Origin of the sequence: Liquorilactobacillus mali, assembly GCF_001437155.1 — a bacterium.
Classification (GTDB): Bacteria; Bacillota; Bacilli; order Lactobacillales; family Lactobacillaceae; genus Liquorilactobacillus; species Liquorilactobacillus mali_A.
In genome coordinates, this window is the sequence record NZ_JQAR01000014.1 from 19,903 (window position 1) to 35,277 (window position 15,375).

At 35.8% G+C, this 15,375-nt stretch carries 15 protein-coding genes and 1 other RNA gene; 14 read left to right on the plus strand and 2 right to left on the minus strand.

The window, feature by feature from the left end:
• From feoB to IV36_RS07040, 3 genes are all read left to right on the plus strand, one after another.
• A partial coding sequence (feoB, locus tag IV36_RS07035; protein ID WP_056991518.1) for a ferrous iron transporter B occupies window positions 1–1,426 on the plus strand: 1,426 nt, incomplete at its 5' end.
• Window positions 1,423–1,578, plus strand: a complete 156-nt coding sequence (locus IV36_RS11875) for a FeoB-associated Cys-rich membrane protein (protein ID WP_003687671.1) — start codon at window positions 1,423–1,425, stop codon at window positions 1,576–1,578. The genes feoB and IV36_RS11875, both read left to right, overlap by 4 nt.
• A gap of 139 nt (window positions 1,579–1,717) precedes the next feature.
• Window positions 1,718–2,581, plus strand: coding sequence for a class II fructose-bisphosphate aldolase (locus IV36_RS07040; protein WP_056991485.1), 864 nt, complete (start codon window positions 1,718–1,720; stop codon window positions 2,579–2,581).
• 147 nt (window positions 2,582–2,728) lie between these two features.
• Here the strand turns inward: IV36_RS07040 and IV36_RS07045 are convergent, their stop codons facing one another.
• Window positions 2,729–3,250, minus strand: a complete 522-nt coding sequence (locus tag IV36_RS07045) for a DUF1836 domain-containing protein (protein WP_056991486.1) — start codon at window positions 3,248–3,250, stop codon at window positions 2,729–2,731.
• Between the two features lie 148 nt (window positions 3,251–3,398).
• Between IV36_RS07045 and trhA the strand changes: the two genes are divergently transcribed.
• The 9 genes from trhA to IV36_RS07085 all read left to right on the plus strand — a co-directional run bounded on the left by trhA (window position 3,399) and on the right by IV36_RS07085 (window position 10,394).
• The gene (gene trhA / locus IV36_RS07050; RefSeq protein WP_056991487.1) at window positions 3,399–4,031 is read left to right on the plus strand and encodes a PAQR family membrane homeostasis protein TrhA; all 633 of its coding nucleotides are present in this window, start codon (window positions 3,399–3,401) and stop codon (window positions 4,029–4,031) included.
• A 64-nt stretch (window positions 4,032–4,095) separates the two neighbouring features.
• Window positions 4,096–4,794, plus strand: a complete 699-nt coding sequence (locus IV36_RS07055; protein ID WP_056991488.1) for a ribonuclease H family protein — start codon at window positions 4,096–4,098, stop codon at window positions 4,792–4,794.
• Between the two features lie 5 nt (window positions 4,795–4,799).
• Window positions 4,800–5,486, plus strand: a complete 687-nt coding sequence (locus tag IV36_RS07060; RefSeq protein ID WP_235810274.1) for an NAD(P)H-dependent oxidoreductase — start codon at window positions 4,800–4,802, stop codon at window positions 5,484–5,486.
• The gene (locus IV36_RS07065) at window positions 5,470–5,652 is read left to right on the plus strand and encodes a hypothetical protein (protein WP_056991490.1); all 183 of its coding nucleotides are present in this window, start codon (window positions 5,470–5,472) and stop codon (window positions 5,650–5,652) included. Before IV36_RS07060 ends, IV36_RS07065 begins: the two co-directional genes overlap by 17 nt.
• Window positions 5,653–5,671: 19 nt before the next feature.
• A complete protein-coding gene (locus IV36_RS07070; RefSeq protein ID WP_056991491.1) occupies window positions 5,672–6,157 on the plus strand; it encodes a universal stress protein in 486 nt (161 codons plus the stop codon).
• A 129-nt stretch (window positions 6,158–6,286) separates the two neighbouring features.
• Window positions 6,287–7,627: a L,D-transpeptidase gene (locus IV36_RS07075; protein WP_235810275.1), complete on the plus strand. Its 1,341-nt coding sequence runs from the start codon at window positions 6,287–6,289 to the stop codon at window positions 7,625–7,627.
• Window positions 7,628–7,669: 42 nt separating this feature from the next.
• Window positions 7,670–8,037: a transfer-messenger RNA gene (gene ssrA, locus IV36_RS11880) on the plus strand.
• 183 nt (window positions 8,038–8,220) lie between these two features.
• The gene (locus tag IV36_RS07080) at window positions 8,221–8,943 is read left to right on the plus strand and encodes a response regulator transcription factor (protein WP_056991493.1); all 723 of its coding nucleotides are present in this window, start codon (window positions 8,221–8,223) and stop codon (window positions 8,941–8,943) included.
• On the plus strand, window positions 8,943–10,394 hold the full coding sequence (locus IV36_RS07085; protein ID WP_056991494.1) for a sensor histidine kinase: 1,452 nt from the start codon (window positions 8,943–8,945) through the stop codon (window positions 10,392–10,394). Before IV36_RS07080 ends, IV36_RS07085 begins: the two co-directional genes overlap by 1 nt.
• A 280-nt stretch (window positions 10,395–10,674) precedes the next feature.
• On the opposite strand, the gene IV36_RS07090 is transcribed toward IV36_RS07085, so the two are convergent.
• Window positions 10,675–12,843 carry an LTA synthase family protein gene (locus tag IV36_RS07090; protein ID WP_056991495.1) on the minus strand — a complete coding sequence of 723 codons (2,169 nt, stop codon included), beginning with the start codon at window positions 12,841–12,843 and terminating at the stop codon, window positions 10,675–10,677.
• A 214-nt stretch (window positions 12,844–13,057) separates the two neighbouring features.
• Between IV36_RS07090 and IV36_RS07095 the strand changes: the two genes are divergently transcribed.
• Together IV36_RS07095 and IV36_RS07100 are read left to right on the plus strand one after the other, a co-directional pair.
• Entirely contained in the window at window positions 13,058–14,245 is a 1,188-nt protein-coding gene (locus IV36_RS07095; RefSeq protein ID WP_056991496.1) for a class I SAM-dependent methyltransferase, read from the plus strand.
• An 88-nt stretch (window positions 14,246–14,333) separates the two neighbouring features.
• Window positions 14,334–15,191 carry a GRP family sugar transporter gene (locus IV36_RS07100; protein ID WP_056991497.1) on the plus strand — a complete coding sequence of 286 codons (858 nt, stop codon included), beginning with the start codon at window positions 14,334–14,336 and terminating at the stop codon, window positions 15,189–15,191.
• Window positions 15,192–15,375 lie beyond the last annotated feature (184 nt).

Consider the following 15,375-nt stretch of genomic DNA (forward strand, 5'->3'; position numbering starts at 1 on the left):
AAGTAGTGATAGTATAATTGTTAATGCCCGCTATGATTTTATTTCGAAAATAATTGAGATGGCAGTGATCTCTACTGATGATTTTAAGGCAAGTTTGAGTGATAAGCTGGACATAATCTTAACTAACCGTTTTTTGGCGTTACCTATTTTTGTTTTGGTAATGTGGTTGATTTATTATTTGTCTATCCAAACGATTGGTACGATGGGATCAGATTGGGTCAATGATGTGCTTTTCGGGGAATGGATTCCTAACTATGCAACGTCTGTTTTAAAGAGTTTACAAGTAGCCGGTTGGATGCAGGGGCTGATAGTCGATGGAATAATTAATGGTATGGGCTCGATTTTGGGATTTGTTCCACAGATAATGATGTTATTTTTGTGCCTTGGTATTTTGGAAGATTGCGGATATATGGCAAGAATCGCATTTGTGATGGATCGCATTTTTCATAAATTTAATTTGTCGGGGAAATCATTTATTCCAATGTTGATTTCTACGGGATGTGGTGTACCAGGAATAATGTCAACGCGGACAATTGAAAATGAGAAAGATCGCAAAATGACAATTATGCTTACGACCTTTATGCCTTGTTCAGCTAAATTAACCGTCATTGCACTTATTTCAGGAACCTTTTTCCCAAATGAAAGCTGGGTTGCACCTTCTGCATACTTTATGGGAATGCTTGCTGTCGTTGGCTCAGGTATTTTTTTGAAGAAGACCAAATTATTTTCTGGACCGCCACTGCCGTTTGTGATGGAATTACCAGCCTACCATTTTCCTAGAGCTGCAAATGTCTTAAATCAGGTGATTAATAGAGCAAATGGATTTATCAAAAAGGCGGGTACAATTATTTTTGCTTCATGTGTCATGATTTGGTTTCTTTCGAATTTTAACTTTAAATTACAGGTTGTTTCTCAGTCAAAAAGTATGCTAAAGTTTTTTGGAACAATCTTATCCCCGTTATTTGCTCCATTGGGTTTTGGGGATTGGCGGGCGACCGTTGCTGTTTTGGCTGGATTAATCGCGAAAGAAAATTGTGTGGGGACGCTAAGAATAGCATTTGGCAGCGGGACAGCAACAGCATTTACAGAATCATTGAGAGGCACCTATTCGGCAATGGCCGGATATTCCTTTTTAGCATTTAACTTGCTTTGTGCTCCATGCTTCGCAGCAATTGGTACGATGTACAAGGAGTATGGTGACGCAAAGTGGACATTGAAAGCTGTGGGATACCAGACGTCAGTTGCATATTTAGTAGCTCTGTTGATATTTCAGACTTATCGATCAATCAATAATGATAGTTGGCAGGCAATTGCTGTAGTTTTAATGGTTACCGCAATTTTTGTGTATTGCCTAGTGATTAAAAAGGATAAGGAAGAGCAGATTTTTGAAGTTCAAGATGAGATGAAGGGAAGTACGATAGTATGATTGCTACAATCGTTTTAGCATTAGTAATTTTTTCAGCATTCGCTTATGTTGTATATTCACGTTTTTTGAAAAAGGGAAGTAGTGGCTGTCATGATTGCGAAGATGTAGGCTGTCCGCTTGTGGATACTCACAAAATAAGGAAGAATCATTGAGGAAGTCTTAATTAATGAAAGAACGACATGTAAGGGAAAACCTTTTGTGAAAACTTTCAAATATTAATTAGAATTGTCATGAAAATGTGTTAGAATATAGACGTACTCAAAAGAGTAATATAATTTAGGAGGCTGTTTTATGTCAATCGTAAACGGTAAGGGAATCTTTGACGCTGCTCGCTCAGGTCACTATGCAGTCGGAGCATTCAACACAAATAACTTGGAATGGACTCGTGCAATTCTTGCTGCTGCGCAAGAAACAAACACACCAATTCTTATTCAAACATCAATGGGTGCTGCAAAGTACATGGGTGGTTATGAATTATGTCTTAACTTGGTACAACAAACTGTTAAGTCAATGGGAATTACTGTTCCTGTTATAATGCATCTGGATCATGGTAACTACGAAGCTGCTAAGGAATGTATCGAAGTAGGGTATACATCCGTTATGTTCGATGGTCATGATCTTCCATTTGAAGAAAACTTAGAAAAGACTAAAGAAATTGTTGCTTTAGCACATGCTAAGGATATCACAGTTGAAGCAGAAGTTGGTTCAATTGGTGGTGAAGAAGATGGTATCATCGGTGAAGGTGAATTAGCTGATGTTGAAGAAGCTAAGAAGATTGCCGCAACAGGTGTTGATTATCTTGCATGTGGTATTGGTAATATCCATGGTAAATACCCAGCAAACTGGAAGGGACTTCACTTCGATCGTTTGAAGGAACTTGCAGCTGAAATTGCAACACCACTTGTATTACATGGTGGTTCAGGTATTCCTAAGGAACAAATCCAAAAAGCTATTTCATTGGGAGTTTCAAAAGTTAATGTTAATACAGAATGTCAATTAGCATTTGCTGATGCAACTCGTAAATACATCGAAGCCGGAAAAGATCTTGAAGGCAAGGGTTACGATCCTCGTAAGTTACTTGCTCCTGGAACACAGGCTATTACAGATGTTGTTAAGGAACGTATTGATTGGTTCGGTACACCAGAAGTTAAATAATTTAGTAATAAAAAAACAACCTTCTATGGTTGCTTTTTTTTACTAAAAATAATGAAATATAAAGATTTGTGAACAATAACATAAATACATAGTAATAATTAGTAGAATTGGGATACACCTTAAAAAATAATAATTCTTGGATAACTATTACTTATTCTTTGAGATTCTCTGTAGGTTCACAAGTTTTTCACCAATCATCTTATATATAACTGCATGAACTGCAAATTGTTCAGTTAATTGAATCATATTTTCATTTAAGGGTAGAGAGTTAACTTGAGGAGAATTTGTTAGACTAACTCTGGACAGAGCGTGATTAAAAAGATTAGCAAAATAGTCGTATGAGTCTGTGACCGAGACATCCTTGATAGATTGTTTTATGCCACTTCGAATAGTTTCAAGAGGAAAAATTGATTTTAACAGACTGATTACAACCAATTCAGCAACATTTGTAGTTGTATATTTTTTTTTACTCGGTCGCTCCATCAATCCTTTTTTAACATAACTGTTAATCATTGAGGCAGTTATTTTTGTATCAATGAGATTTTCCAGATAACGATTTCCTAAATTTACAAGTTGGTCCATGTACAAGTCAAAGTCGGGAAATTCATTCCAGAGCGGAAGTCTTTCCTTACTAAAATCAGTTAACCATTTCTCAAATTCATTATGCATTAAAAAAACCTCTTTCACCAATTAGATAATTCAAGTATAGCATATGCACTTATCTAAATCTAAAATTAAATTTTCATTTTTACGTTACCTAGACTTGCAATCTATGTTATATTAACTATATAACCATTTGATGTAAGGAGAGATAAGGATGAACACAAAAGAAAGATTATTAAATGAAATTTGGAGTAGTATTACCCATGGGATAGGAGTTACGCTTAGTATAGCAGCTTTTGTCTTGTTAATAATTAAAGGTGTTACAGAACATAGTGGGGTAGTTATGACTTCATTTTTAATATATGGTATCTCGTTGATAACTTTATATACATCATCAACACTATTCCATTCGCTGTACTTTACAAGGGCAAAAACTTTTTTTCAGGTGATGGATCATTGTAGTATCTTTATATTGATTGCAGGGACATACACACCCTATTGTTTATTAGCAATTAAGGGTACTCAAGGTATCTGGATGCTAGCTATTATCTGGGTGTTAACAGTGCTTGGAATCTTATTTCATTTGTTCATACACAATGACAGGCTTCAATGGATTGAAACGGTAACGTATGTCTTGATGGGATGGCTATGTTTGCTGGGGGCAAAGAGTTTGTTTCTTTCACTTGGAAAAGTCGGATTTGCTCTTTTATTGATAGGTGGGCTGATGTTTACTTTTGGAGCGGGTATTTACAGCATTAAAGGTGTAAAGTATGTACATGTTTACTGGCACATTTTTGTAATGCTTGGTTCAATTGCCATGTTTTTTTCTATTTATCTTTTCTTATAAGTATAAAAAGTTAATGGAATAGTTTAAACTGGATTAATGTATTATAATCAGTTACAAAGTGAGGATGATTAAAATCGCATTTAAGTATTATGTCGTGTCTCGGGGTAGAAAACCTGGAATATATAAATCTTGGTCTGAATGTCAAGTACAGGTTCAGGGCTATCAGCAAGCAAGGTTCAAGGGCTTTAATGATCTTGGAGAGGCGAAAGCATGGTTAGATAATCCAAATAAGTTTATCCAAAAAACATCCAAGCAGGCAGACAATAGTTCGAGTTTAGAGAAACAGGCCGAGATAACCCTATGGACCGATGGGGGTTCACGTAATAATGGTAATAAAAAAGGGCAACATGTAAAAAAAGACGATAAAGCAGCATGGGCGTTCTTATTTATCAAGAATAATGAGAAATTCTCACAGTCTGCAGGTGAGTATGGTGCTACAAATAATCGAATGGAGATCATGGCACTTCTTATGGCATTAAAAGAACTAGAAAGGCAAAGCCTAAACAACAATCGAATACTGGCGATTCTTGATTCTAGATATGTCCTTGATGCGGTTAATAAGAATTGGTTGTCTAATTGGAAAAGACGTGGTTGGAAAACATCAGCTGGAAAACAGGTAGCTAATCAAGAACTTTGGCAAGAGCTGGCAATTCAACTTAATAAGTTTCCCAATATTAGTTTTAGTTGGACTAAGGGACATTTGAATAACAAGGGAAATATATTTGTCGATGAGTTGTTGAACAAGACGATGGACAAGATGTAATGGAGGTGGCTGGCTTGAAAACATTAGTGGTTGTTGCACATCCGGAGATTAAGGATTCCAGTACACAACAATTTTTAAAGGAAGCCGCAGAGTTACAGCAAAATGCTACATGGTTAGAGCTGAATAATGAGACTCTGAATGAAGTCACTAAAAATAGAGAATTGTTACGGTCAAATCAGCGAATTATCCTGCAGTTTCCATTGCTCTGGTACAGCGCACCAGGAATATTATTTGAGTGGCTGAGGTTGACTTTACAGCAGGATGATAAGGTGTGGCTAAGTGGTAAAGAACTTGGAATCGTCGTAAATATTGGTCAATCTGAAGAAGCATACCGATTAGGCGGAAGTGTGGGGTATTCTCTTTCAAGTTTGCTTAGCCCAATCGGCTCATTGGCAAACAACTTGGGATTGAGATTAATTCCATATTTTGTAATCGAAAAGTTTGTGTACCAGACCGAAGCAGCTAGGAAAAGATTGTTGGTTGATTATTTACAGTATCTTGAGTTAAATCAACCTGCTAATTTTGAGGAAAGGCAAGACTGGGCAATTAAATTTTTAAAAGAAATAAGAGCTAAAGAAGATAATCCTAAAATAAAATTAATACTTAATACTTTTATTGAACAGAAAGAAAGATTGTCTGAACTAAAAGATGAAATTAATTTGATGAGGAAAGTTGATGACAATGAATACTAGCGAATGGTTGGTGGCCGAGGCAACTGGATTGGCTAAAAAAGAAAAGAATTATAAAAAGCGAGCTTTTTTTGAATATTTAGCTGAACTGTGTGGAGAACAAGGAAAGAGAATTGAGCAGGCAGAAAGCGAATTAGATGGACGATTGTGGAATCCACAAAAATGGTAAAATGAAAGGAAGCGGTAATATGGCAGTAGATGAAAAAGTTTTACAATTTGAAATAGAGGACAAACCGTTTGCAAGAGTTCTGGTGGCTGTTGATCAAGATGACTCTAGTTCTTCAATTAAAGCATTTCAGTTTGCGGTCACGCTTGCATTCAGGAATCATGCAAAATTGGGGATAGTCTCAATACTTGAATTAGAGGATATAAATGTTTTTGAAGCACTTAGTCCTGAAAAACGCAATAAAATTAGCGATACTTTACTTGCGGATGTTAAAGTATACGTCAAAGTAGCAAGGGAACACGGTGTTAAAGATGTTGAGGGTTTTGTAGCAGAGGGGAAACCAGCACCTACAATTATTTCCGATATTATACCGACTTTTGAACCGGATGTATTGATTTGTGGTTCAAAAACAAAGCATGTAAGTAGTCGTAAGAAAATTTTTATCGGTTCTCAAGCTAGTTATTTGGCACAGAATTCACCATGTTCAGTTTTAGTAATACGTAAATAACTTATTTTAATTTGCAAAAGAGTTATATCTGAAGCTCTTTTATGTTATCCTATGAGTTAAATTAATTAATATGAGGTGGTTAAAATTAAACATAAAGTAGTGTTAGCTGTTGCAGGGGCTGCAATTTTTTTGATTGCAGCGGTCGTTGGCGGCTACACGTATTATCGTTCAACTCATTTCAATAAGAATGTACAAATAAATGGTGTTTCAGTTGGCGGTTTGAGCGAGAAAAGTGCACTTGCACAGTTGAAATCTGAGAAGATAAACAATAATGTTTATTTGAATGGGAAATTGTTTCTTAAAGGAAAGAAAACAAATTCTGGATTTACCCAGAAAGATTTGAGCAAGGTTAAAGAGTTGCTTAAGAAGCAGTGGTCTTTTTTCCCACAGTCTAAGAAAATAAGCTATCAAATAACACCATCAAATGTGAGTGATTATAGAAACAAAGTGATTAAGCCAAAACTGAAGCAATTATTGAACAGTAAAAATAGTAAATTAACTGCCGCAGTTGATTCACATGCAGTTCTGCAATATGGTAAGATTACGTATACTGTTTCCAAAAAGGGAAACCAGTATGATGTTGCTAAGATTTTAGCAGCATATGAGAAGCAAAAAAATCAACCTACTACGAATATAAAGAAGTATATTATTCAGCCGGTAACAAGTCTAAGTAGCCAGGTACAAAAGCAAAAAACAAAGTTAGAGGCACTGGCTAAGCGAACAGTTGTGTATAAGGTACAACAAACAAGTTATACTTTGTCAGGTAAGGATGTAATTAGTCAGGCGACATATATCGGCGGAAAGTATCAAATTGCGCAAGACGGGATACTAAATGAAGTCAAGGATATTAATAGCAAACAGGCAACGTTGCAAAAGGGAATATCATTCAAGACTCATGCCGGAAATGTTGTAGATGTCCCAGGTGGAACTTATGGCTGGGCACTAAAGGGTAGCGATTCATATGAAACAATCAGTAATGCTTTTATCAAAAATTCAGGTGAGGTAGATGCAGCTTCTGATATATATGGTGTTGGTTATCTAACTTATGGAACTGGTTATAATAACTTGGCAAATGATGGTATTGGTACAACTTACGCTGAAGTATCAATTCAGGATCAAAGAGCATGGTTTTATATAGACGGTAAAGAAGTCTATACGACTAATATCGTAACTGGAAAGCATAGTACGAATGAGGATACTCCAACTGGTGTTTGGTATATAATGTACAAACAGTCTCCTGCCACGCTAGAAGGTAGCGAAGCAGGAAATGCAAATTACTCTGTAAAAGTTAACTACTGGGCTCAATTTACTAACAGTGGATGCGGGTTCCATGACGCAAGTTGGAGAACCGATTGGTCGAGTACAGCATATTTGAATAATGGTTCAGGTGGATGTGCTAATACACCAAGTGCCAATATGAAGAGTGTATATGACAGCCTTTCACAAAAAGAGGCAGTGGTTGTTTATTAATCTGCTTTAGTTATTTTGCATGTTATGGTATTATTTAACTATGGGGATGTTTTGGATTCGACAGGTATAGGTCGAGCTTGGACTGCGTTTCGTAGTTGCGTGACGTAAAGACGCTCAGTTAAATATAACTGCAAAAAATAATAACTATTCTTACGCTTTAGCTGCCTAAGCGCGCTCTAGTGTAGATCTGCCCGATATCGTCCATGTATCGGTCGCAGGTCCTAAATTAAGTGGACTTACGCTGAATGCTCCCATCTGAAGCTGACAGAAGAGATTAATCAGATTAGTCATTGATGTTAGCCTTGTCGTATGGCGCGATTAATGGCGAATTTTAAATGATACGACTATGAACGTAGATGTTTAGGTGACGATATGCTTGGACGCGGGTTCGATCCCCGCCATCTCCATATGAATTGAGGGTTGTTGAATTATCAGGGAAATTCAACAACCTTTTTTGCTACAAAAAATCTAGTTTTTTTGTTTCTTTTCAGAAATTTCAAACAAATGCAACATTTTTAGTATAGGATAACTTGATAGTAGCATTCTTTAGCATTTCGGGGTGCAAAGTGTGTAAAAAAGGATGGGTGGATAACTTGAAACTATTAATGATTGAAGATAACAAATCTGTTTCAGAAATGATGGCAATGTTTTTTAAAAAAGAAAATTGGCATGTTGAATATGCATATGATGGACTTGAGGCACTATCTAAATTTAAGGAGAGTCCAGGAAGTTGGGATATGATTACCCTTGATCTAAATCTTCCAGGGATGGACGGAATCCAAGTTAACAATGAGATTAGGGCTATCTCTACGACAGTTCCGATCATTATTTTAACGGCTCGTGATTCAGAGAGTGATCAAGTACTAGGACTTGAGATGGGTGCAGATGATTACGTTGTTAAACCATTTAGTCCGATTACGCTGATTGCAAGAATTAAGGCGTTGCACAGAAGAGCCGCACTGGGCAACAGCACAGCTTCTGTCGAACAAGAGGACATTGATTCATTTGATGTAATAACGGATCATTTTAAGCTGAGTACAAAAACCAGAGAGGCGTATTTATATGGCAATATGATTAAGAATCTTACTCCTAAGGAATTTGATCTTTTAAAGACATTGTCGCAAAAACCAAGACAGGTTTTTTCAAGAGATCAGTTATTGCAGTTGGTTTGGCATTACGAATTTTATGGGGATGAGAGAACGGTCGATGCACATATTAAAAAGCTGAGACAAAAAATTGAGAAGGTCGGTCCACAAGTAATTCAGACAGTTTGGGGGGTAGGATATAAATTTGACGACCTTGAGGTGAAAGAATAATGAAGTTAATTTATCAGCAAATGCTTGCCTTCTTCATACTAATTATGACCCTTTTGCTGATTTTGGGATTTTCTTTTTTCCATATAACACGTGAAGTGATTTATGAAAATACGTGGCAACAGTTGGAAGGATATGCTTATAGTTTAAAGAATCAGTCTATGATGATTCAAGATCAAAATGGCAAACAAGTTTTGACTTTAGATGTTGATAAGTTAAGGACTAGTGAAGTTTTATTGAGTAACCAACAGGTGCATTTTACTATTTATACTAGCCGAAATAATACTTTGTATCCCAAAACGGGATATAAGTCAGTTATTTCTGCTAAGGACTGGAAAAAACTAAAAAAAGGTGAAATCCTAAGAAGAAAAAGCGACTTGGGTTGGCGCGGCTCAGACAAGCAAAATGTACAGAATCAACAAAGAATGACGGACATCTTGGCGCCATGCTTTGACAGTTCTGGCAAGTTAGTTGCCGTTATATCTGTGGGAGCTAAAGTTTCCAGTATTCAGGAATCATTTACAAAAATTCAGAAAAATCTCTTGTATGTTTTACTTGTTTCTGCACTTTTGGGAATTCTCATCAGTTATTTCTTGGCCCATTATACAACGAAAAGAATCGGTAAATTACGAAAAGCAACAAGAGCAGTTGCTAATGGGAACTTTGATGTCAAAGTAATTGACAATAAACGTGATGAGCTTGACGACTTGGCAAAGGACTTCAACAAGATGACAGTCTCTTTGAAGAAATCCAATGAAGAAATAAGGGTCCAGGAACAAAGAAGGCGGCAGTTTATGGCGGATGCCGCTCATGAGATGAGGACACCATTAACGACCATTAACGGACTGCTAGAGGGGCTTGTTTACGATGCTATTCCCGAAGAAGATAAGGACAAGAGTATTAAGCTTATGCGTAATGAGACTAAACGCCTAATCAGACTTGTTAATGAAAACCTTGATTATGAGAAGATCAGGAGTGGACAAATTGGTCTGAGACAGTCAGTCTTCAATGGTATGGATGTGTTGAAGAATGTACAGGAACAGTTACGTAAAAAGGCTGATAATTCTGGAGATACAATCGAGGTTACTGGACCAGCCAAGCTAGAAGTTTATGCTGATTATGATAGATTTGTACAGATAGTTTTCAATATTACACAAAATGCAATCCAATTTACTGAAAATGGAACAATTACCATTTCCGCTGAGCGCGGACATAGATGCAGTATCTTTAGAATTTCTGATGATGGAATTGGAATGTCAGAGGAACAGTTAAAAAATATCTGGGAAAGATATTATAAGGCAGATCCTTCACGTAGAAATACTAAATATGGTGAATCTGGTCTAGGGTTATCTATCGTTCAACAATTGATGGAGATGCATAAAGGTAAAGTAGAAGTAACCAGTAAAATAGGGGTTGGAACTACATTTACTCTCATATTTCCCGATAAAAGATAGAGGTTAACTAGAAGCAAGATATGAGGTCTGATACTAAGAATGATTGGATCGATTGTTATATAAGTTTTTGAATAAATAAAGGAGCCAGCTCAAATTTAATTTTTGAGCTGGCTCCTTTATTTATTCAGTATAAACATATTTCATAAGTCAAAATTTTTCATTCAACTTCGGATTAATCACAGCAAAGTAGCCGTTGTGTTTGTAATTTAGCATATTAATAATTCAAATTTTATCGAATTATGTTGTTATAACTAAAATTAGAAGGAAATCATTTTTACTGTTAATCACCAGACGAACTAGAACTCTCACTAACAGAGGAAGAGTTCTTCGTGGAGGCTACAGCACTTGAAACATTTTTAGCGTTATCATCTGTTGTTTTAAGTTCGGGTGCGTCAGAAACATAATCAGAAACAGTTGTCTTATTTCCATTCTTACTCCATAAACTAGTAGATTTCTTACCAAGAATTTTTTGGATTTTTGAGATTTCACCGAAATCATTTTTATAATTATAGTTTTTGGGATTAACGGGTGTAAAACCTTTTGGAACATAGAAGCGTAACAAGTTTTTGTTATTCAAGGTATCTGACAAGGTCAATTCAGTATTAACCTTCGCACTTTCCTTCTTGATCTTAGCAGCTAAACTTGCTGAAGGATGTGTTATCTGAAGACCAGTACTATTATCGTATATATCACCATTAACTACAGAGTACTTAGGTGTTGTAAAGTTTTCGTTTCGGAAAGCAACCACCTGATCATGATCACTAGAGAAGAGGTCTGTTCCGAATTGAATATATCTCTTAGAGCTGATTCCCAGTAGATGAAGTAATGTTGGCAAGACATCAATTTCACCGCCATATTGTGTTTGTACGCCACCATTTTGAGTTCCTGGCAGATGAATCATAAATGGCACACGCTGCATTTGAAGGTTATCATTATCGGTCCAAGTGGACGATGATTTACCCAGCAGTGATGCTAACTTCAGATTACGTGAGTTAGATATACCATAATGATCACCATATATGATAATCATTGAGTTATCATACAGCCCGCTTTTCTTCAAATAATCAAAGAATTCTTTAACAGCCTGATCTAGATAATGAGCGGTCACAAAATAGTTGTCAACAGAACTGTCACCTGTATTAGCTGCCTTGAAACTTGTATTTTGGTCGTCCAGCTCATATGGAAAATGATTGGAAACAGTAATAAATTTGGCATAGAAAGGCTGTTGGAGTCTTTCTAAATATTTAACAGAATCGTGGAAGAGTAATTTGTCTTTTAAGCCATATTCTGTGAGGTTATTGGCATTCGTATTAAAATAGCTTGCATCAAAGAAATTTTGATATCCTAAATTTTTGTATACATTACTGCGATTCCAGAAGGAACCTTTATTCCCATGGAAAACAGCGCTTGAATAACCTGCCCTTTGATTCAAGATAGCCGGAGCTCCTTCAAAGGTATTGTCGGTTCCAAGTGATGAAAAAAGAGAACCTTGAGACAATCCATATGTACTAGTCTCAAGCATATTTTCGGCATCCGAAGTCTTTCCTTGTCCTACTTGGTTAAAGAAATTGGAGAAGCTGTAAGTAGATTTACTATTGTAAAGACTATTTAAAAAGGGTGTAACTTCTTTTCCATTCAAACGAAAGTTAATTAGAAATTGTTCAAAGCTCTCTAAATGGATAACGATAACATTGCGTCCCTTAGCGATACCAAACATACTAGGATTTGCTTTTGCATAATGTTTTTTTGTAAATTGTAAAATGCTATTTAAATCTGAACTTGTTGCCTCATTACGAACCTGATTATTCTTGGCAGTTTTTAAACCATCATACAGTGTGAAAGTATCGATCCCCAAATATTTGACCAAGTAATTACGGTCAAAAGCTCTGGTCAGTAACTGAGGACGGCCTATTTCACCAAGCGTAATATTAAAAACAAGAAAGAAAAGAGCAAATGATGTTATAGCAGCCGCTTGTTTTGTGGGAATAGGGTGACGGTCAAATTTAATAAAACGAGTAGCAAATCCAAGTATTATTAAAATAATATCAACAAATATAATAACATCTTGCGGTTTTAATAGTGCAAAAGAGCTAGTCGTTAATCCTTCTGAGACAGAAGAGTAACCAAAAATAACATTAATTGTCATAAAATCGGTAAATTCGCGATAATAAATGACATTGAATAATAGTAACGCTGAGTTTGCAATATATATTAGAAAAAGTGTCAAATAGGCTGGAGTAGTGCGTTTTATATATAAAGCGCAGCCAAAAAATAAGACAGTTGTTGCTATAGGATTAATTAAAAGAACTGCATATTGATAAATTCCAGTAACTCCAAGCTGAAAGTCAATTAAATATACAGCAATTGTTTTTAGCCAAAAAAGAAAGACTAATAAGAGGAAAAAGCCGAAACGCGAGCTTAATCTCTTTTTTAGTTTTGATAAGTACACGAGAGTAGAACCGTCCTTTCCGAAAAGTTCACTGAATGACTTATTCTAAAACAAAAAAATAAATTAAGTCAATTTACTATTGTAATAATTATAAAAGATTTAGTAACTAAATAAGAATTTGAATTAATTGGCTGATAAAAGTAAATTAATCAGAGTTTTTTATTAGAAAGTCTGTTATGATTAACAATGAATATATACTATAGGAGATTTTTATTTGAAAACAATTGAAATTACAAAAGAAGCTGCAAGAAAATATAAAGATGGTTTTCCCCAATTAAGTGTGAGAGATTTCGTCAAGAACGGCTATGAGGAAGATGGTTCCCTAATTAAGCTGGTTATGGATAAGAAATTTGTTGCATATGCCTACACTGCAAAGCAAAGAAACTCAGACGGTTGGATTCTTTCTTTAAATGAACAACAGTACATTAATGTTGATTTTTATAGAAAGCTATTTACAATGGCACAAGTCAAACGTACGAAATTTTATTATGATGAAGAGACTAATGCTTTTCGCTTCTTTAATGGGAGTGGGGATGGCATCGGTGGTCTGAATATTGATTATTTTGATGGATTCTACGTATTCACCTTTGAGAATCGAGGAATTTATTATCACCGTGAAACACTTTATGAGGCCTTTGGCATGGCCATTAATGATGCAAAAGGTGTGTACGAGAAGCTGCAATTTAACGTTCAAAACGACGGCTTGAAGAGAAGACACGTACAAGGTGACAAAGCTGCTGATACGTTGGAGGTCAAACAAAATGGAATAAGTTTTGCTGTGCATCTAAATAGTGGTGACTTTGACTTTAATTTTGAAGAACGCGATTTGCTGCTGGGCCTAAAGGAAAAATATGCTTCTCAAAAAATTATTTTGAGTTGTTTCAGCAAGAATGCTGCTGTTGCCGTTGCCGCTAAGGTTGGTGGTGCATTTAAAACGGTCAGCATTGATTTAAGTTCGAAAAACATTTTGAAGGCAAAAGAAAATTTTGAGTTGAACAATATAGATGCTGAAAAACAAGAAATACGTGCAATGGATATTACAAGCTATCTGAATTACGCCCAAAAGCATCATATTATGTTTGATGTGGTGGTATTAGATCCACCAGTTTTTGTTCGCGGAAAGAAAAATTCTTTTTCTTTGAATAAAGATTATTTTGATTTAATTCAACTGGCACTACAAAGTGTCCAAGATGGTGGCACAATGATCCTAACTGCCAACTCAGCAAGCATTTCAATGAAGAAATTTAAACAATTAGTTGCTGATGCATTTACCAATGCTGATTTTCATTATGAACTTGAAGAGACTTATCGGGCAGGCGAGGATTTTGCAGTTAACAAATCTTTTGCAAAGGGAAATACGTTTAAAGCGATCGTGTTAAGTGTCTCCAAAGACCGAGCATAAATTCGCTTTATAAACTTGTAAAAAATAGGTAAAAACTGATATAATGTAATGCCGCAGAGAGAAAAAGAGAAATGAGGTTTTTTATATTATGTTAATCGCCCTAATACCTGCAATTGCGTGGGGAAGTATCGGGTTAGTAAGTGGAAAGTTAGGTGGAAGTGCCAATCAGCAAACCTTGGGGATGACTTGGGGTGCCCTGCTTTTCAGCATATTGACTACGATTGTTTTTTGGCATCATATAGTTTTAAATACAACTGTAGAAGTTTGGATTGTTGGTATAGTATCTGGCCTTTTTTGGAGTTTAGGTCAGAATCAGCAGTTTCACTCGATGAAGGCAATTGGTATTTCTAATACAGTCCCACTTTCTACGGGCTTACAATTGGTTTTTAATGCACTTGCTGGAGTGGTTTTATTCAGAGAGTGGACAACTTCACATCAAATTTCACTTGGAACATTGGCACTTTTCATTCTGATTGTTGGTGCCACACTGACATCATTGAGAGACAATAAAGCTGCAAAAGAAAATAAGGCAGATAATTGGTCTCTCGGAATAAAGGCACTGGCACTATCAACTTTAGGGTATGTTGGATACGCCGTAGTTGTTAAGTGGACAGGGGTAGATACTAAATCAATGGTATTGCCACAAGCCTTGGGAATGGTTCTGGGTGCAAGTTTCTTTGCATTTGGTAAAGATGCTTTACGGAAAGAAACATATAAGAATGTGATTACTGGTCTTGTATGGGGAACAGGGAACTTCTTTATGTTCTTGGCAATTCCACTGGTTGGACTTGCAATCAGTTACTCATTCTCGCAGATGGGAATAATAATTTCGACATTTGGAAGTATTTTACTATTGGGTGAGAAAAAAACTACAAAGGAATTGGGATTCATCACTTTTGGTTCGATCCTAATAATTATTGGCGGAATTCTGTTGTCCAATATCTAATACATTATTTTATGAATTATCGAGGCTGAACTAAAGTTTAAATTTTAGGCAGCCTTTTTATTTTATAGTTATTTAACTGGATGTTTAAAATAAATTAAATTATAATGTAAGTGTATTGTAAGTCGTTGTAAGTTGTTTGTAAGTAACTTTAAGTATATTTGCTTGATTTTTCGTAAAAAAGACG